The organism is Rhizobium sp. Leaf306, from assembly GCF_001423425.1.
Taxonomy (GTDB): Bacteria; Pseudomonadota; Alphaproteobacteria; order Rhizobiales; family Rhizobiaceae; genus Neorhizobium; species Neorhizobium soli.
The window spans coordinates 1,127,896-1,146,059 of sequence record NZ_LMNX01000002.1 but is presented as its reverse complement, the minus strand read 5'-3'; the positions used below and the strand labels follow the sequence as shown (position 1 = coordinate 1,146,059).

Genomic DNA, 18,164 nt, shown 5'->3' with positions numbered 1-18,164 from the left:
CACCCGGAACGGAAAAGGCTCGCTCACGCGGGCCTTTTTTCGTTGGGGATCTGGGCTTAGCCGCCTCAACGGTTTGCCTATCGATGTCTGTCGGGAAACGCTGCGAGCCACAGCTTCTGCCCCATCGCTCATTACATAAACTCAAAAGGCCCGCAATCGCGGGCCTTTTTCATAATCGCTATGAAAACGATGGGTCTGAACCGGTGGCCGATCAGCCGTCCGACCAGAACCGGCTGTGATCGAACTCTTCGGCGATACCGAGCGGCAGAGGCTCGGCACTGTCCGGCTTGGCAGTCAGATCCGTCAGCGTGCGGCCGACGACGAGCGGCGCGGTCATTCCGGTCGATGCGCCGGGGGGCGAAATCGCCCAGGAGATCAAAACGTCTTCGCCATCGAACTCGTCTTCCGGATCGATTCGCGGCCCGGTGATCGGCAGCGATGCCAGCGAGTGTCTTGGTTCTGGAAGTCCTTTCGCCGGCGCAGCAAGGGCGAGGGCGGGTACGAAGCCCGGTGCAGGGCGCGGCAGCATCGGCATGCTGTTTGCGAGCGCGGACGCCGATGCGGCCGTCGGTGCCGGACCAAGCGAGGCGGTTTCGATGACGGCGGCAGGAGCCGATGACGCGGTTGCAGCCGCCGGACGCAGGCCCGGGGCCGGGATTGCGAGAGATGCCAGATCGGCAAAGGCGGGTACCGGCGCCACGGCAACCGTCGCACGCGCCGATGGCCGTGGCGTCGTCTGCTCGTCGAGTGCTGCAAGCGCGCGGCTGCGTGGTGTTGGCAGCATCGCGGTGATCAGGCCGCTGCCGACCCGTTTTCCGGCACCTGCATCATCGTCGGCCTCGATATCTATGGTCGCACGCGCAATAGCGATCGACTTGCCGCTGCCACGGCGTTTGAGGTCGGCCATCGCGACGCTATAGCCCTGGAGCGGTCTTCCGTCGGCGGGAACATGAATGGTTCTGCCGTTCGGGAAGATACGCGCCAGCTCCTGCCGCGACAGTCGTGGCCAGGCCCGGACATTGCCGACATCCACATGCAGGAAGGGCGAGCCGGATGTCGGGTAATAACCGACGCCGCCGCCCTGGATCTGAACTGCGATGGCCCGCAGCGTCGAAAGCTTGACGCCGGGAATGTAGAGATCGATCGCCTTGCCAAGCATATGCTGGCTCTTGCGCGCAACCCCGGTGGAGCGTGAGCGACCGCGCAGCATGTTGTTGGTGGCAGGCGAACGATAGGCCGAAACGACGTGGATGTAATTGTTGGTGCCGGAACGCTCGTAGATCTCCCAGACGAGATCGAGCAGGTTCGGATCCATTCGCGCCGTCTCGTTGCGGCGCCAGTCGCGCAGGAACCGGTTCATCTGGGCAAGACCCTTCTGATCCAGCCTGCCGTCACGCTTGTAGGTAATCGTCGCCTTTTCGCCCGTATGGGTGAAATAGAGCTTGAGAGACCGATCCTCGGCAAAGGCAAACGACGCCGATCCCAACAGAGCCGCCACCGCAAGCCCGGCTGCGCCCGCAGACCGTGCAGCCTTGCCGGCCGCTTGCGAGGCGAGGTTCACAAGTGCGCGTGCAGCACCGGGTACAGACTTAATCGACAGAGACTGGGACACGACAAACCCGCTTTACGCAAACTGTGACAGCGGGATGCGAAAACCGCAGCCCGGCGAATACGGGACCATTATGGTCAACGAAAAGCTAACGGGAGGTTGATGCCCGCAAGGCGAAGTGCGGTGACACGGCTTTGTGAAGTGGGGTGGGCCGCGCTAGCGTCAAACCGGATTGCAGGTCATGCCGTTGCTGGCCGTGGGTCGCCAGCGCTATAAGCTCGGTTCCTCGCTTTTTGCTTCCACGGGAAAGACTGTTTCGAGGGAACAGCTACGAACAGCGTTTATTCAGTGTTTGAGGAAAAGGCCGCAAGAAAAATCCCCGCACTGAACATCATCAGTGCGGGGATCAGGTTAGACTAATTTGGCTCAGGTGAGGGCTAGCCGCTCACCAATCCCGTCTCAACTCAGCTGCAGCCGCTCGTTGCGCCGCAGGTGTCGCACTTTTCGCATGTTCCGTTGCGGACCATGGTGAAGTTCTGGCACTCGGTGCACATGTTGCCGGTGTAGCCCTGCATGATCGACTTCATCCGGCGATCGGCTTCCTTCTTCTTGGCTTCCGCCTTGGCAGCGGCAGCGTCTGCCTCAGCCTTGTCGGAGAAGAGGGCGGTTGCGACCTGCTGGCCTTCGTCGGCAAGCTGCTCGTCGGCGATGTCATCTGCCACTTCGCGAGGCCGCTCTTCGTAGTCGCGCTTGAAGGACACGACTTCCGATGTGGAGATCGCAAGCGTGGTTTCGAGCTTGCGGGCAGCCGAGCCGGCAAACGAGGTGACGTTGCCGCCGCCGCTGCCGACCGAGGCCTTTGCCGCGGAGCCCCCTGCCGAACCCTTCGGCTCGTTGCCGGCCAACCGGTCGGAACCACCCGAGACGAGTGTCGGCTTGTAGCCGCGCGTCCAGCCGGTGGAGAGAAGGTTGGTCTTGCCTTCCTCGATACCCTTGCCAAGTGCCGTCTGCGAGAAGTCCGACGTATCCACATGCGCCAGATCGTGACGGCCGAGATAGGACACGGCCAGTTCGCGGAACACGTAGTCGAGGATCGACGTGGCGTTCTTGATCGCGTCATTGCCAGTCACGATGCCGGCCGGCTCGAACTTGGTGAAGGTGAAGGCCTCCACATATTCTTCAAGCGGCACGCCGTACTGGAGACCGAGCGAGATGGCGATGGCGAAGTTGTTCATCATCGCACGGAAGGCGGCGCCTTCCTTGTGCATGTCGATGAAGATTTCGCCGATGCGGCCGTCACCGAATTCGCCGGTACGCAGATACACCTTGTGTCCGCCGACATTGGCCTTCTGGGTGTAACCCTGGCGGCGGTTTGGCAGCTTTTCTCGTTCGCGGGTGACGCGTTCGACGATCCGCTCGACGATCTTTTCGGTGATCGTCACGGCCTGTGCGGCAGTTGGTGCTGCAATCAGCTCCTCGATCGCGTCCTCTGCATCGTCTTCGTCGATCAGCGAGGCGTTGAGCGGCTGCGACAGCTTCGAACCATCGCGGTAGAGGGCGTTGGCCTTCAGAGCCAGCTTCCAGGACAGCATGTAAGCTGCGCCGCAATCTTCGACGGTTGCCTCGTTCGGCATGTTGATCGTCTTGGAGATCGCGCCGGAGATGAACGGCTGGGCCGCCGCCATCATGCGGATGTGGCTTTCAACCGACAGGTAGCGCTTGCCGATCTTGCCGCACGGGTTGGCGCAATCGAACACCGGCAGATGCTCGTCCTTGAGGAACGGTGCGCCTTCCAGCGTCATCGCACCGCAGACGTGGATGTTGGCAGCTTCGATGTCCTTCTTCGAGAAACCGATATGCTCAAGCAGGTTGAAGCTCATGTCGGCGAGCTGCTCGTCGGAAACCTTGAGGGTCTCCTTGAGGAAGTCGGTGCCGAGCGTCCACTGGTTGAACACGAACTTGATGTCGAAGGCAGCCTTGGTTGCGCCGTTGATGGCAGCGATCTTCTCGTCGGAGAAGCCCTTTGCCTTCAGCGAACCGGGGTTGACGCCGGGAGCCTGGTTGATGTTGCCGTGACCGACCGCATAGGCCTCGATCTCGGCAAGCTGGCTTTCGGTATAGCCGAGGCTGCGAAGCGCTTCCGGAACCGCACCGTTGATGATCTTGAAGTAGCCGCCGCCGGCGAGCTTCTTGAACTTGACCAGCGCAAAGTCGGGCTCGATACCGGTCGTGTCGCAATCCATGACGAGACCGATTGTGCCTGTCGGCGCAATCACTGTTGTCTGGGCGTTGCGATAGCCGTGCTTTTCACCCAGCTGCAGCGCCTTGTCCCAGGCAGCCTTTGCATGGACGACGAGATCCTGGTCCGGGTTTTCCGAGTGGATCAGCGCAACCGGATCGACCGACAGCTGCTCGTAGCCGGAGGTTTCGCCGTAGGCTGCGCGGCGGTGGTTGCGGATGACCCGCAGCATGCTTTCGCGGTTCGGTGCGAAATTCGCGAACGGTCCGAGTTCGCCGGCCATTTCGGCAGACGTCGCATAGGCAACGCCGGTCATGATCGCGGTCAGCGAGCCGGCAATGGCGCGGCCTTCCTTCGAGTCATACGGAATGCCCGACGACATCAGGAAGCCACCAATGTTGGCATAGCCGAGGCCGAGCGTGCGGTACTGGTAGGAGAGCTCGGCAATTTCCTTGGACGGGAACTGCGCCATCATGACCGAGACTTCGAGAACGACGGTCCACAGGCGGACCGAATGCTCGTAATCGGCAATGTTGATGTTCTTCGTCGCCGGGTTCTTGAACTGCAGAAGGTTCAGCGAGGCAAGGTTGCAGGCCGTGTCGTCGAGGAACATGTATTCCGAGCACGGGTTCGAGCCGCGGATCGGTCCACCGGCCGGCGACGTGTGCCAGTCGTTCATCGTCGTGTTGAAGTGGATGCCCGGATCGGCAGACGCCCATGCGGCATAGGAAATCTGTTCCCACAGGTCCTTGGCCTTCAGCGTCTTCATGACCTTGCCGTCCTTGCGTGCGGTCAGGTTCCAGTCGCCGTCATTCTCGACCGCCTTGAGGAAGTCGTCCTTTAGCGAGACAGAGTTGTTAGAGTTCTGGCCGGATACCGTGAGGTAGGCTTCCGAATCCCAGTCGGTGTCGTAGGTCTTGAATTCAAGATCCTTGTAGCCTTGGCGGGCGAACTGGATGACGCGCTTGACGTAGTTTTCCGGAACCTGGTCCTTCTTGGCGGCCTTGATCTCGCGCTTCAGGGCAGGGTTCTTCAGCGGGTCATAGCACTCGTCGCCATCGGCCTCGCAGTTGACGCAAGCCTTCATGATTGCCTTCAGATGACGGCTGACGATTTTGGAACCGGTGACGAGGGCGGCAACCTTCTGCTCTTCCTTGACCTTCCAGTTGATGTATTCCTCGATATCCGGATGGTCGATATCGACCACGACCATCTTCGCCGCGCGACGCGTCGTGCCGCCCGACTTGATGGCGCCGGCTGCACGGTCACCGATCTTGAGGAAGCTCATCAGGCCGCTGGAGCGACCGCCGCCCGAAAGCTTTTCGCCTTCGCCGCGCAGATGGCTGAAGTTGGAGCCGGTGCCGGAGCCGTACTTGAACAGGCGGGCTTCGCGAACCCACAGGTCCATGATGCCGCCTTCGTTGACGAGGTCATCGCCGACCGACTGGATGAAGCAGGCATGCGGCTGCGGATGCTCGTAGGACGACTTCGACTTGGTCAGCTTGCCGGTGAACGGGTCGATATAGAAATGGCCCTGGCCGGGACCGTCGATGCCATAGGCCCAATGCAGGCCGGTGTTGAACCACTGCGGGCTGTTCGGCGCAACGCGCTGGGTGGCAAGCATATAGGCAAGCTCGTCCATGAACGCGGACGCGTCGTCTTCCGACGTGAAATAGCCGCCCTTCCAGCCCCAGTAGGTCCAGGTACCGGCAAGACGCGAAAATACCTGGCGCGCATCGATTTCCGAACCGTAGCGCTCGCCTTCGGGAAGATCGCGCAGCGCCTTTTCATCGGCAACCGAACGCCAGAGGAACGACGGAACGTCGTTTTCTTCGACTTTCTTCAGGCGCGCAGGCACGCCGGCCTTGCGGAAATACTTCTGCGCCAGAACGTCCGTCGCAACCTGCGAGAACTGCGTGGGCACGTCGATATCCGCAAGCCGGAAGACGATCGAGCCATCCGGATTACGGATCTCGCTGGTTGCCTTGCGGAATTCAATCTCTCCGTAGGCGCCCGTTTCCGGCTTGGTGAAACGACGTTCGATGCGCATTGCCTAATCCCTCGTCAGTGAGGCGCCACTCGATGGGGCGCACGTGTTCATGCCGGCTGCTCGCCATCATGGGCAGCCGGTCAAAATTTTATCACCCAGTGAAACATCATGGATGGCATGTCTGTATCTTGTGATGGATGGTGGCTGCAAACACTAAATATAGTATTAACAGTTTCTTTCCGCCAGCGCCAGCACCGTTTCAGCAGACCATCGAGCGGCCATGGAAATCCGTCACCAGGCGATCCTCAAGAACCGCCACGACCTGCAGGAAACCCATTTTGACTCGAAAAAGAACCGGCCTCGTTACTCCCGGTCCAGTCGCCGCCGCAACCTGAAGGCAATGTCGACCTCCAGGGGAGATTCGTCAAGCCGTAGTTGTTAGTGGTTTCGTAACCACAAGATATTGTAGGTTTGGCTGTGGATAACGGGGAAGAAAAAACGTTGAGGAATCTCAGTGATTTACGACGTCAAGTACCGAACTGCGCAAAGTTCACGCAATTGGACGGCGTTCGCGATCAGGACTGCTTCGACAGTGCGACGCCTGTAAAGCAGGGACTTTGCCTATGCTCTGAAGCATCTGTGTGACACTGGCGACAATTTCGGATTATTTTCGAGGTTGGGAAAATGCGGTTCGCTCTGTTGACAGCCGGAAATGTTTCCAAACGGCACGTCTTGCAGGGGTAAGTCCATCGCTCCGATTTCTCATCCCTCGTATTCCGCAAATGTACCGTAAACGGTTTTCGTATATCTAACCGGGATGCAAGTAGGTTTCGCAAAAAGCGAGTTCAAAAGAGGGAGCCCGTGATGTTCGGCGACGTCGTTGCGCGGCATAGTCGTCAGGCAATCTTTCGCACACTCGGGCTCGCGCTGATCTGTACCTCCGGCTCGCTCCCCGCGTTTGCCGATGCGACGCAACGACCTTCGTATCGTTGCGAATTTGCGCATACCATGGATACTGCAGTTTCGAGATCCGCCTGTAATGCTGTCCGCTCCACAGTCGAGCAGATGACGGGTCGAGGACCTGGTTATGGACAGTTCGTCTTCGAGGTAACGCGCGCTCGCACAAACAGCGTGTCTGCGAGATTGCGCTGGAAGGCAGACGGAGCTGCTGGCTGGCGTTCCGGACCGGTCGTGACGACCGTCGTCTCGGACGCGGCTTTGAATGACGATATTCTGAAGGCATTTGCCCGGCAGCTTGTCGAGGCATCAGGATTTTGAATGGCCACAGGAAGGCCGGGGGAGACTTGAATGGCGACTTACACGGAAGAGACTGACGCAGCGGCTAGCCGTTCCACGGCCTACAAGATCGCTGCCGGCGACACGTTCACCGGCGCGCTGGCGACCGGAGATGCCGATTGGATCAAGGTCTCGCTTACGGCAGGCAAAGCCTATCAGTTCGACATGTCGGGGACGGTCGGCTGGGCCGGTCTCCAGGTCATGGACGCGGACGGCATCGCGATTGATATCGACGAGAACAGTCTCGACACGGACTTCGAGAAGTCGACGCTCAGCGTCTTTGCCGAAAAGAGTGGCACCTACTATATCCGCGTCGGCAGTCACGACGACGAATGGTCAGGCGACTATGCGCTGAAGACGACGGTTGTTACCGCCCCGAAATTCGCAAGCTACGATACGATCGCCAAGCAGTTGACCACTGATTTCTGGACCAGCGACGGCGGCACGCCCTTCAAGTTCAATATCGCGGCCGGCGGTACATTGACCGTCAACATCGGTGCGCTGACCACCCAGGGCCAGCAGCTGGCCAAGTGGGCTCTCACTGCCTGGACGGAAGCCTCCGGCATCAAGTTCAAGTTCGTGACCGGTTCGGCACAGATCTCCTTCGACGACAAGGAGGGCGGCGCTTACGGCGGATCGACGTCGATCATCGGCGGTTTCACCACGGCGTCTTTCGTCAATGTGGCGGCAAGCTGGATCACCGACTATGGCGCGGGCGCAGACAGCTACACGATGTCCACCTATGTGCACGAGATCGGTCATGCCCTGGGGCTCGGCCATGCGGGCAACTATGACGGCAACGCCACCTGGGGCATCGACAATCGGTTCGAAAACGATTCCTCACAACTGACGGTGATGTCCTATTTCGACGATCAGGTCAGTGTCTGGGCCGGTGGCTCCGGCACCACCTCCATCACGCCGATGATGGTGGACGTCCTTGCCATCCGCAACCTCTACGGGACCACGGCGATCAGTTCGGGCAACACGACCTACGACCTCAAGTCCGACTTCCTCGGCAACGATGTCGCGATGAACCTGGTCGATACCGGCGGCAGCGATACGCTGAATTTCAGCTGGGCGTCGGGAAGCCAGCGGATCGACCTCAATGCCGAGGAATTCTCGAGCGTCTCGGGCGGGATCAGCAATCTCTCGCTGTCGCGGGGCACGGTGATCGAGAACGCGATCGGCGGCAAGGGCGTGGACGTCATCGTTGGCAACGCGGTCGCCAACATCCTCGAAGGTCGGGCTGGACAAGACAAGCTGATCGGCAACGGCGGCAACGACAAGCTGATCGGTGGTACCGGAAACGATACCCTGACCGGTGGCAGCGGCAAGGACACGTTCGTCTTCAGTTCGGCGCTGAACAGCTCAACGAATGTCGATACGATCACCGACTTCTCGGTCGTGGACGATCTGATCCATCTGGAGAACGCGATCTTTACCGCCTTCACCAAGAACGGAGCGATTTCCAGCGGCAATTTCCTGAAAAGCACGTCGCCAACGGCGAAGGACAGCAACGATTTTCTGGTCTACGAAACCGATACCGGAAATCTGTTCTACGATGCCAACGGCAGCAAGTCCGGCGGCTCGATCATGATCGCGCATCTCGATAAGAGCCTGGCGCTGAGCTATCAGGATTTCCTGATCGTCTGAAACCGGTTGCGCGAAGACAGACCGGCACGGGTGGGCCGGTCTGGATGTCGTATGGCAGTTCAGCCCTTGTGGCCCTTGGCGATCGGCTCCTGGTAGGTGAAGCCCATATCCCAGGGGAAATAGATCCACGTATCCTGGCTGACCTCGGTCACGAACGTATCGATCATCGGCACGCCCGACGGCTTTGCATAGACGCAGCCGAAATGCGCCTTTGGCAGCATGGCACGCACCTCGGAGGCTGTCTTGCCGGTGTCGGTCAGGTCGTCGATCACGAGGATGCCAAGCCCACCGTCTTCGCAGAGCTCGGGCGAAATCCCTTTCAGAAGGTTCATCTCGCCCTGGTTGACGTAGTCGTGGTAGGACGCGATGCAGACGGTCTCGATCAGGCGGATGTTCAGCTCGCGCGAAATAATCGCCGCCGGCACAAGGCCGCCGCGCGTGATGCAGACGATGGCTCTGAAATCCTGACCCAAACCGGCGAGACGCCACGCCAGCGCGCGCGCATCACGGTGGAACTGGTCCCAGGAGACGGGGAAAGCTTTTTCGGGAAGAGACATTGGAGAGCCTTGGCTTAGATCTGCTTTGGCTCTCGCTAATAGCGGGAAACGGATGTTTCTGGCAAGGTGGGTAGGACGACTTCGGTCCGACCCTTCATCGCGACAGAAGCGTCAGCGCGGTCATTGAATCCAGAACGCTGCGTGTCGTCCCTCCGAACAGCATTTCCCACCAGCGGGAATGGCCGTAGCCACCCATGACCAGCAGATCGATACTGTCGTCCAAAAGCCGGTTTTCGATGGCCTTGGCTGGCGTCTCGCGGCTACCGATCCGCGTGGTGACAGTGACGTTGACGCCATGTCGCGCAAGACTTGTGGCAATCTCGGTTCCCGCAAACTCGGCCGTCTGGTCGCCGCGCTCCGGCGGGTCGACGACGAGCACTTCCACACTTGCGGCGGTCTTGAGAAAGGGCAGGGCGTCGAAGGTCGCGCGGGCCGCTTCCTTGGAACCGTTCCAACCGATCAGAACACGCTCGATCGGCTTGAAGGCGGTCATCCGGTGTGGAACGAGCAACATCGGGCGACCGCTCTCGAACAGGAAGGTTTCGAGATCGGCCCGGTGATCCGAATGCGAAGGGTCGCTCTGGCTTGCAATGATGAGGTCCGCGGTCCGGGCAGTCTCCATCACCGAACTCGCGCCATATCCGGCAGAGGAGACGAAACTGCGCCATTCGCGCGACAGTCCCTCACGCGTGGACACCGTGTTGAAGATGTCGGCGACCATGGCCGTTTCCTTCTGGGCAACCTCCTGCAGGACCTGGACCGCTGCGGGATCGGGGATCTCCATTGGCGCAATCAACGGCACGGCGGCAAGCGTCTCGGCATGCACGCCAATCAGGTGGGCGGAAAACGTTTCAGCCAGGGCCGCGCCAAAATCCGCCATTTGCCGGGCGTTCTGCGGAATGTCGAGGACAGCAAGAATGGTTTTGTAAGCCATGGCGTCATCTCCCTTGTTGACCGGCGCCGGGGAGCCGAAAGCCGGTCTCTAATTGTTACTTGATGCCCAGATCGGCCTTGGTCGATCGACTTGGGGAAGGCCAGCTCGCGCAGGTCTCTCTCAGGCGTCCGCCGTCGGGTTGTCCGCAATCCGGGTGCCGTCGATATCGGCAATCATGTCCGCGACAGCCTGCGCGGCCGCGTTCAGAACCTGCGGATCGCGGGCGCGGACCACCAGCTCGGTTGAGAAGCGCTTGCCATCGTATTTTGGATAAGAGCCGATGCTGGTCTCCGGATGCGCCTTCTGCACAGCCGCAAGCGGGGTCCCGATATCGCCCTCGCCATAAGGGCAGGCAATTGCCCGCGACAGCACTTTCGAGCCCGATTTGAGGGTCGGCAGAACATTGTCCATCATCGCCTGGAACACTTGCGGTACACCGGCCATCACGTGGACATTGCCGATGACGAAGCCGGGTGCCGTCGAAACCGGATTGGCAATATGCGTGGCACCCTCCGGCATCCGCGCCATGCGTTGGCGGGCCTCGGTGAATTCCATTTCGCGGCGCTTGTACATCTCGGCGAGCAACCGCATCGCTTCCGGGTCGTGAATGCAGGGCACTTCGAATGCTTTTGAGACTGCATCCGCTGTGATGTCGTCATGGGTCGGGCCGATGCCGCCGGATGTGAAGACGTAATCGTAGCGGGCACGCAAAGCGTTCAGAGCCTCAACGATCGCGTCTTCTTCGTCGGCAACGATGCGCACTTCCTTCAGGTCGATGCCTGAAAGCGTCAGCAGGTCGGCGAGGTGGCCGATATTCTTGTCCTTGGTCCGGCCGGAAAGAAGCTCGTCGCCGATGGCGAGCATCGCCGCGCTGACGAGGGTAGGTGAGGATGACAGGGTATCGGACATGGAGGCGCTCGCTTTCTCATTGCACGGGAACGTTAGCGCGCGCCGGGAAACGATTGCAATCGTTCAATCCAAAAACTGACGTGCGAATAAAACGACAAACATTCGATCGCGTTCAGCAATTGTGGACAGTCCGTGCAGAGATCGCCCTCTGGCCGGTGCTGTGACACTGCGCTAGCTAAGCCTCAAGGCCTGTTATCGGAAAGCGTCCTGCTTGCCATGATCGTGACGTGGTCCGTTGCCGCCTTGCGATCATCATTCCAGCACCTGCAAAGGAATTGAAAACAATGACAAAAGTACTGGTTCTCTACTATTCCTCGTACGGCCATATCGAGACGATGGCGTATGCTGTCGCCGAAGGCGCTCGCTCGGCCGGTGCCGAAGTGACCGTCAAGCGCGTTCCGGAACTGGTTCCTGAAGAGGTAGCCAAGGCATCGCACTTCAAGCTTGATCAGAAGGCTCCGATCGCCACACCGGACGAGCTCGCTGAATACGATGCGATCATCGTCGGTGCCGGGACCCGCTACGGTTCGGTTGCCTCGCAGATGCGCAATTTCTGGGATCAGACCGGTGGCCTGTGGTTCGCCGGCAAGCTGATCGGCAAGGTCGGCTCCGTGTTCACCTCGTCGGCCACCCAGCATGGCGGCCAGGAATCGACGATTCTCGGCTTCATCCCGACCTTCCTTCACCAGGGCATGGCCGTGGTTGGTCTGCCTTACTCCTTCCAGGGCCAGATGGGCACGGAAGAAGTCATGGGTGGCTCCCCTTACGGCGCCACGACCATTACCAACGGCGACGGCTCGCGCCAGCCTTCCGAGATTGAACTCGAAGGCGCACGCTTCCAGGGCGCCCATGTTGCAAAGACTGCAGCCAAGCTCAGCGCCTGATCTGCCCACTTCAAGTGAAAAAGCGCGGGGCCTCGGCTCCGCGCTTTTTTGTTGCGCACCTGCTGCCGCCTGCAATTTCCGTCCTTGACGTCGAAGGCGAACTTCACGAAACAGGAAACCAGGCGGACGTGGCGAAATTGGTAGACGCAGCAGACTTAAAATCTGCCGACCTCAGGTCTTACGGGTTCGACCCCCGTCGTCCGCACCATCATTCTTAACCTTTCCAAATTGAATTGATCTCCTTGCCCTCTACTTCCATCAGGAGCGGTAGGAGAAAAACGTATGCTCAGGGCAATTTTGATCGTTGTGGCCGGTCTATTCGTCAGCGCGAATGCATTCGCGGCTGGCGTCGTAAAGGAAGGCCAGGTGATGGCGAGCCGGATCCTTGGCAAGAATGTCGAGTTTACGCTCTATCTTCCTCCAGGCTACGGATCCGACGAACGGCGATACCCGGTCATCTATCTGATGCACGGTGGTGGCGATGGAAAGAATCAGGACTGGTACCGGTATGGGAACGCCAACCTGATCTTCGACAAACTGATCGAAAGCGGCGAAGTACCGCCCTTCATTGCCGTGACGCCTGAGGGTCGGCGGGACGAGGAAAACAAGTTCAACACCTATTATATGAACGATGCCGACGGAAAATATCTGTGGCAGGATATGTTCGTGAAGGAATTCATTCCGCACGTTGAGGGCTCGTTCCCGGTGATCGCAGGCAAGAAGTCGCGCGGTATTCTGGGCCTCTCCATGGGTGGTTATGCAGCCATGGCCTACGCGCTGAAATATCCGGATCTGTTTGCCGGTGCTGCAGCGCTGAGTGCTGCGTTCAGAACCGATCAGCAGATTGTAGCGATGGATCAGGCAGGCTATGACCGTCGGTACGGCAAGGCATGGGGTGAGGGGTTGAGTGGCACGGATCGGCTGAACCAGCCTTACTACGCCAACAGCGTTCTCGATCTCGTCGACAAGACGCCTCCAGACGCAATCCGCAAAACGGAACTGTTCATCGATTGCGGATCGTCCGACAGCTTCTTCGTGGGCAATGCGGAACTGACGGTCAAGCTGCAGAAGCTCGGCGTGCCGCACCGTTTCATGGCGCGTGAAGGTGGCCACGACTGGACCTATTGGCGCTCGGGTCTGCCGGAAGCGACCCGGTTCATCGGCAAACTCCTGCATCAATAGTGCCGCGCAGAGCGCGTCGCCATTACCCGAAGATTCTGGGGCATCGATGTTTTTGTTCCCAAAAACGCGCACAGAACGGAAAGTCTGCAAAACGGCCTTGGTCTTGTTACGGCACGTGTGGCATAGCGGATGAAATCGTGAAGAATTGGGATGTTTAGCGTGACGAAGCTCGGTGTCGACGAAGCAAAAGCCGCAATGCGGACGATCTTTCCGGAGACGCCGCTTCAGCTCAACGAACATTTGAGCCGTAAATACGGCGCAGAGATCTGGCTGAAGCGCGAGGACCTGTCTCCGGTCCGCTCCTACAAAATCCGCGGCGCCTTCAACTTTCTTCGCAAGGCGATCGCCGACGGGGCAAAGGATCGCACCTTCGTCTGTGCCTCGGCCGGCAATCACGCGCAGGGATTTGCCTTCGTGTGCCGGCATTTCGAAGTGCCGGGCGTCGTCTTCATGCCGGTAACGACGCCGCAGCAGAAGATCGACAAGACGCGGATCTTCGGCGGCCAGTACATCACCATCAAGCTCGTCGGCGACATCTTTGACCAGTGCTATGCCGCGGCACGCGCCCATGTGGAGGAGACCGGTGGCATGATGGTGCCACCGTTCGATGCGGCTCATATCATCGAGGGGCAGGCGACAGTCGCTGCCGAAATCCTCGAGCAACTGCCGGAAGGCGCAACGCCTGATCTCGTCATCATGCCGGTCGGCGGTGGTGGGCTTGCGTCAGGACTGAGCGGCTATCTTTCCGACGTGGTGGCGAAGGAAAACTTTATTTTCACCGAGCCGACAGGTGCTCCAAGCCTGAAGACCAGCCTCCAGACCGGGTCGCTCGTCACACTTCCGAAGGTCGACAACTTCGTGGATGGCGCTGCGGTTGCGCGGATCGGCGAACTGAATTTCGAGATGCTGAAGGGATTTTCTCCCGATCAGGTTCTGCTCGTTCCCGAAAACGCGATCTGCGTGACGCTCACGGAGATGCTCAACCTCGAAGGCTTTGTGCTGGAGCCCGCCGGTGCTCTGTCGATCACCGCGCTCGAGATGCTCGGCCGCGAGAAGCTGGCCGGAAAGCGGGTAGTCTGCATCGTTTCCGGCGGCAACTTCGATTTCGAACGCCTTCCGGACGTCAAGGAACGGGCGATGCGCTATGCGGGGTTGAAGAAATACTTCATCCTGCGCCTTCCGCAGCGTCCGGGCGCCCTGCGAGACTTTCTTAACCTGCTCGGTCCGGAAGACGATATCGCGCGTTTCGAATACCTGAAGAAGTCGGCCCGCAACTTTGGCTCGATCCTCATCGGTATTGAAACGACCGCGTCCGGAAACTTTGCCGGTCTGCACGAGCGCTTCGAGGCGGCGGGGCTTGGTTACGAGGACATCACCGAAAACGAGATCCTTGCCAACCTGATCATCTGATTTTGTCGAAATCGCACCGGAATGGTCTTCGGATTCCGCCGGTGCCGAGCAAAGGGTAGCACTCATCCATGGCTTCGTTTCTTTCCTCTCTTCTTTCGATGTTTTCCGGCCCGAAATCCGAAACCGCGCCCGCACGGGAAGCCGAGCCGCAGATGCATGCCGAATGCCGCATCTATCCTGCACCGATCAAGGAAGGCAGCCAGTTCCGGCTTGCCGGCCGCATCGAAAAAGATGTCGCTGGCGAAACACTCGTCCGCACTTTCGTGCGGGCAGACATGTTCACCTCTGCGGAGGACGCATCCGAATATGCCGTTCGCAAGGCACAGCAGATCATTGATCAGAACGGCGCCTCGCTGTTCTCGGATGGCGCCGTTTCGCGCTCTGCCTGATTGTTCGTGGGTCCCGCGAGATCCTCTATTGCGCCGCAGCAATTTACCGGCATAACTGGTGTTGCGATTATCTAACAAAGTCATGGCTTTGGGATGTGAACGCGAGGTCCGCCAGGCTTAAAAGGCGTGATGATGCAGGTTTTGAACCTCTTTCTGTTTGTTGCAGAAGCGATCGTCTATTTCACGATCATGGCCGCCTTCCTGCATTTCAGGCGCCAGCTTGGCCTTGGCGTGTTCTTGGCTGCGCTCGGTGTGATGCACTTCATGGAGACCTACCTCGCGGCGGTCTTCTATGTCGAACTGCCGTTCGGGCTGGTATCGCCCGGATCGTCCGTCTTCTTTGCGGGCAAGCTGATGATGATCCTCCTCTTGTACTTGAAAGAGGATGCCTCGACGGTGCGCCAGCCCATCTACGGACTGTTTCTCGGCAATCTCCTGACGGTTCTCATCGCGCAGATCCTGCAGGCGCATCCGGTCGTCACCCTTCCTGCGGGACGGCCTGCCGACATGGTCTTTCTCAACGAGATGGGCTCACTCATGGTATGGGGTACGGCGCTACTCTATATCGACGCCATCGCCATCATTCTTCTCTATGAGCGTTTCGGCCGGATCTTCAGGCGCCATATCATCCTGCGCTTTGCCGTCAGCGGTGCGATCGTTCTAAGCTTTGACCAGCTTGCCTTCTATTCCGGACTGCGATTGCTGTTCGACGCGCCGCTGTCGGTCCTGTTCGGCGGTTGGTACGCCAAAATGCTCGCGGTGATCATCTATTCCGTGCTGCTGCTCGCCTATCTCAAGGTCGAACAGATCCCGAGGCTTGCCTTGTCGCGGCGCGAAATTGCCGACATTTTTCACGATCTGACGTTTCGCGAGCGGTATCAGGCGCTGCTTGCCACAAGCGGCGTCGATCGGTTGACTGGCGTTTTCGATCGCAACCGGCTGGAAGCCGATGCGCCGGCGATGATCAAGCAAAGTATCGATATGCGGCAGCAGCTCAGTCTCGTGATCATCGACGCAGACCGGTTCAAGGACGTGAACGATCTCTTCGGTCACATGAAGGGGGACGAGGTGCTCAAGGACGTAGCAGCGCAGCTCAAGGCCCGAACGCGGCCGCGCGATCATCTCTCGCGGTTCGGCGGCGAGGAGTTCGTGCTGATCCTGCCGAACACGAATCACGAAGGAGCCTTGGCGCTCTCCGAGCGGCTTCGCCAGGATATCTGCGCGTCTGTCATCAGGCCGGATGGCAAGTGCATCACCGTATCGATCGGAGTGGCGACCACGTCTGACGATGGAGACACATTCGCGACACTGTTCGGCGTTGCGGACCAACGCCTCTATCACGCAAAGAAAGACGGCCGGGACAATGTCCACGGCCGTCAGGGGCGTCTCGTCTCACCAACCGGTGTGGACGTCTAGGATCAGGCCGCCAGTGCAAGCTGCTGCGTGCGATCCTGTGCGGCGGCAATCGCCTTCTCATACGCTTCCGGACCGAATGCGGTACCTTCAATGTAGATCACTTCGACATCCGTCATGCCCATGAAGCCAAGAACCGTCTTGAGGTAAGGAACGGCGTGGTTCATCGCCATGGCCGGGCCTTCCGAATAGATGCCGGCGGCCGACAGAACGACATAGACCTTCTTGCCGGTCGCAAGTCCCTGCGGACCTTCGGCTGTGTAGCGGAACGTCATGCCGGCGCGGGCAACGTTGTCGATCCAGCTTTTCAGCGTCGAATAGATATTGAAATTGATCAGGCCCGTGGCAAGCACGACCGTATCGGCGGCGAGCAACTCGGCGACGAGTTCGTCGGACAGTTTCGCTGCTGCCGCTTCCTCGGAATTGCGAGCATCTGCGGGCTTGCGGATCGCAGATGTGGTCACGGTGTCGAGATGGGCGATCGGGTTCTGACCTAAATCACGGGTCACAACGGTCGCGCCCGGATGCTGGACCTTCAGCTTGTCGACAAATTCCGTCGCAATCTTTGTCGACAGCGATTCGGTGCCGCGAGGGCTGGATGTCACGAGAAGGATGGATGGCATTGCTTTGTTTCCTATGAATTTCTCGACGGTGGGAGACTGGAGGTCGCCTGTCTGGGAAGACAAATAGGAGTAGACGGCAATCGATGGAATGGGGATAATGTCGAAGCTTTCCATCTAAAATCTGGATAGGTCACATGGACGCGAATCCCACCCTCGATCAGCTGCAGGTCTTCATCGCAGTTGCCGAAAGCGGCAGTTTTTCGGCAGCCTCACGCCTGCTGAACCGGGCTCAGTCGGTTGTCAGCTACACGATTGCCAACCTCGAGACGCAGCTCGAGATTCAGTTGTTCGACCGGGCCGGGGCGCGTCAGCCAAAACTGACCGAGGCCGGACGGGCGATGCTGATGGATGCGCGGCGAATTGTTGCCGACCTGCAGATCATGCGGTCTCGGGCAAAGAGCATCACTCAGGGATTGGAAGCCGAGATCACGCTGGCCGTCAGCGTGATGGTGCCGGCCGACGCGGTGGTCAGCCAGCTACGCGAATTCCGAGAGAAATTTCCAAGTGTCGCCCTCAACCTCAGCGTCGGGGAACTCGGCATGGTGATGGGCCAGGTCATCAGTGGACGGGCCGGCATCGGCATCGGTGGCGCTCTCCTGAAGCAGGACGATTCGCTGATTGCCGAAAGGATCGGTCATTCATACCTCTTGCCGGTCGCAGCGCCGGATCATCCATTGGTGAAGCTCAACCGCACACTCACCCTTGCCGATGTGCGCGACGAGACGCAACTGGTCGTGACCGACGCGTCAGGGCTTACCGCAGGGCGTAACTTCAATGTCTTGTCCTACAAGATCTGGCGCATCAGCGACATCGCCACCAAGTATCAGCTGATCAAGGGTGGGCTTGGTTGGGGTGGGCTTCCAGCCTCCCTGGTGCTCGATGACATCCGCAACGGCGATCTGGTCGCGTTGGATATCGACGCGTACGAGCAGGGGCAATATCCGATCTACGCCTTGCGAAAGGCATCCAATCCGCCCGGACCCGCGGGACAGTGGTTGATCGAATCGTTTGCAGCCAAGCTGTCCTCATGTCCAAACCATGATGACCTTCCCGAACTCCTGAAGCAGGAGCCGGAAAGGACGTATTGGCAGGCTGCCGAATAACACGCGTCCTCGGCCGGACGACTGGATTTGGCG

13 protein-coding genes and 1 tRNA gene are annotated in these 18,164 nt (G+C 59.4%); 8 read left to right on the top strand and 6 right to left on the bottom strand.

Annotated elements, in window-relative coordinates:
• Positions 1-211: 211 nt before the first annotated feature.
• Positions 212-1,612, bottom strand: coding sequence for a DUF882 domain-containing protein (locus ASG19_RS13305; RefSeq protein WP_244476156.1), 1,401 nt, complete (start codon positions 1,610-1,612; stop codon positions 212-214).
• Positions 1,613-2,013: 401 nt separating this feature from the next.
• Positions 2,014-5,838, bottom strand: a complete 3,825-nt coding sequence (locus ASG19_RS13300; RefSeq protein WP_062457660.1) for a vitamin B12-dependent ribonucleotide reductase — start codon at positions 5,836-5,838, stop codon at positions 2,014-2,016.
• Positions 5,839-7,086: 1,248 nt separating this feature from the next.
• Here ASG19_RS13300 and ASG19_RS13290 point away from each other — a divergent pair.
• Entirely contained in the window at positions 7,087-8,727 is a 1,641-nt protein-coding gene (locus tag ASG19_RS13290; RefSeq protein WP_062457654.1) for a M10 family metallopeptidase C-terminal domain-containing protein, read from the top strand.
• 59 nt (positions 8,728-8,786) lie between these two features.
• Here the strand turns inward: ASG19_RS13290 and gpt are convergent, their stop codons facing one another.
• The 3 genes from gpt to ASG19_RS13275 form a co-directional block, all read right to left on the bottom strand.
• The gene (gene gpt, locus ASG19_RS13285; RefSeq protein ID WP_062457651.1) at positions 8,787-9,284 is read right to left on the bottom strand and encodes a xanthine phosphoribosyltransferase; all 498 of its coding nucleotides are present in this window, start codon (positions 9,282-9,284) and stop codon (positions 8,787-8,789) included.
• A gap of 94 nt (positions 9,285-9,378) precedes the next feature.
• Positions 9,379-10,218, bottom strand: coding sequence for a universal stress protein (locus tag ASG19_RS13280; RefSeq protein ID WP_062457648.1), 840 nt, complete (start codon positions 10,216-10,218; stop codon positions 9,379-9,381).
• Positions 10,219-10,338: 120 nt separating this feature from the next.
• Positions 10,339-11,127, bottom strand: coding sequence for a competence/damage-inducible protein A (locus tag ASG19_RS13275; protein ID WP_062457644.1), 789 nt, complete (start codon positions 11,125-11,127; stop codon positions 10,339-10,341).
• A 284-nt stretch (positions 11,128-11,411) separates the two neighbouring features.
• On the opposite strand from ASG19_RS13275, the gene wrbA reads away from it, so the two are divergent.
• The 6 genes from wrbA (at position 11,412) to ASG19_RS13245 (ending at position 16,408) form a co-directional block, all read left to right on the top strand.
• Positions 11,412-12,011, top strand: a complete 600-nt coding sequence (wrbA, locus tag ASG19_RS13270; protein WP_062457641.1) for an NAD(P)H:quinone oxidoreductase type IV — start codon at positions 11,412-11,414, stop codon at positions 12,009-12,011.
• A gap of 122 nt (positions 12,012-12,133) precedes the next feature.
• A tRNA-Leu gene (locus ASG19_RS13265) sits at positions 12,134-12,219 on the top strand.
• Between the two features lie 74 nt (positions 12,220-12,293).
• The gene (locus ASG19_RS13260; protein WP_062457640.1) at positions 12,294-13,193 is read left to right on the top strand and encodes an alpha/beta hydrolase-fold protein; all 900 of its coding nucleotides are present in this window, start codon (positions 12,294-12,296) and stop codon (positions 13,191-13,193) included.
• Positions 13,194-13,343: 150 nt separating this feature from the next.
• Positions 13,344-14,603, top strand: a complete 1,260-nt coding sequence (ilvA, locus tag ASG19_RS13255; protein ID WP_062457637.1) for a threonine ammonia-lyase — start codon at positions 13,344-13,346, stop codon at positions 14,601-14,603.
• 68 nt (positions 14,604-14,671) lie between these two features.
• Complete coding sequence (locus tag ASG19_RS13250) at positions 14,672-14,992, top strand: HlyU family transcriptional regulator (RefSeq protein ID WP_062457634.1); 321 nt, start codon at positions 14,672-14,674, stop codon at positions 14,990-14,992.
• A 129-nt stretch (positions 14,993-15,121) separates the two neighbouring features.
• A complete protein-coding gene (locus ASG19_RS13245) occupies positions 15,122-16,408 on the top strand; it encodes a GGDEF domain-containing protein (protein WP_174196768.1) in 1,287 nt (428 codons plus the stop codon).
• A gap of 2 nt (positions 16,409-16,410) precedes the next feature.
• Here the strand turns inward: ASG19_RS13245 and ASG19_RS13240 are convergent, their stop codons facing one another.
• Positions 16,411-17,028 (bottom strand): FMN-dependent NADH-azoreductase, encoded by a 618-nt coding sequence (locus ASG19_RS13240; protein WP_062458121.1) that lies wholly within the window; start codon positions 17,026-17,028, stop codon positions 16,411-16,413.
• Between the two features lie 134 nt (positions 17,029-17,162).
• On the opposite strand from ASG19_RS13240, the gene ASG19_RS13235 reads away from it, so the two are divergent.
• Positions 17,163-18,131, top strand: coding sequence for a LysR family transcriptional regulator (locus ASG19_RS13235; protein WP_062457631.1), 969 nt, complete (start codon positions 17,163-17,165; stop codon positions 18,129-18,131).
• Positions 18,132-18,164 lie beyond the last annotated feature (33 nt).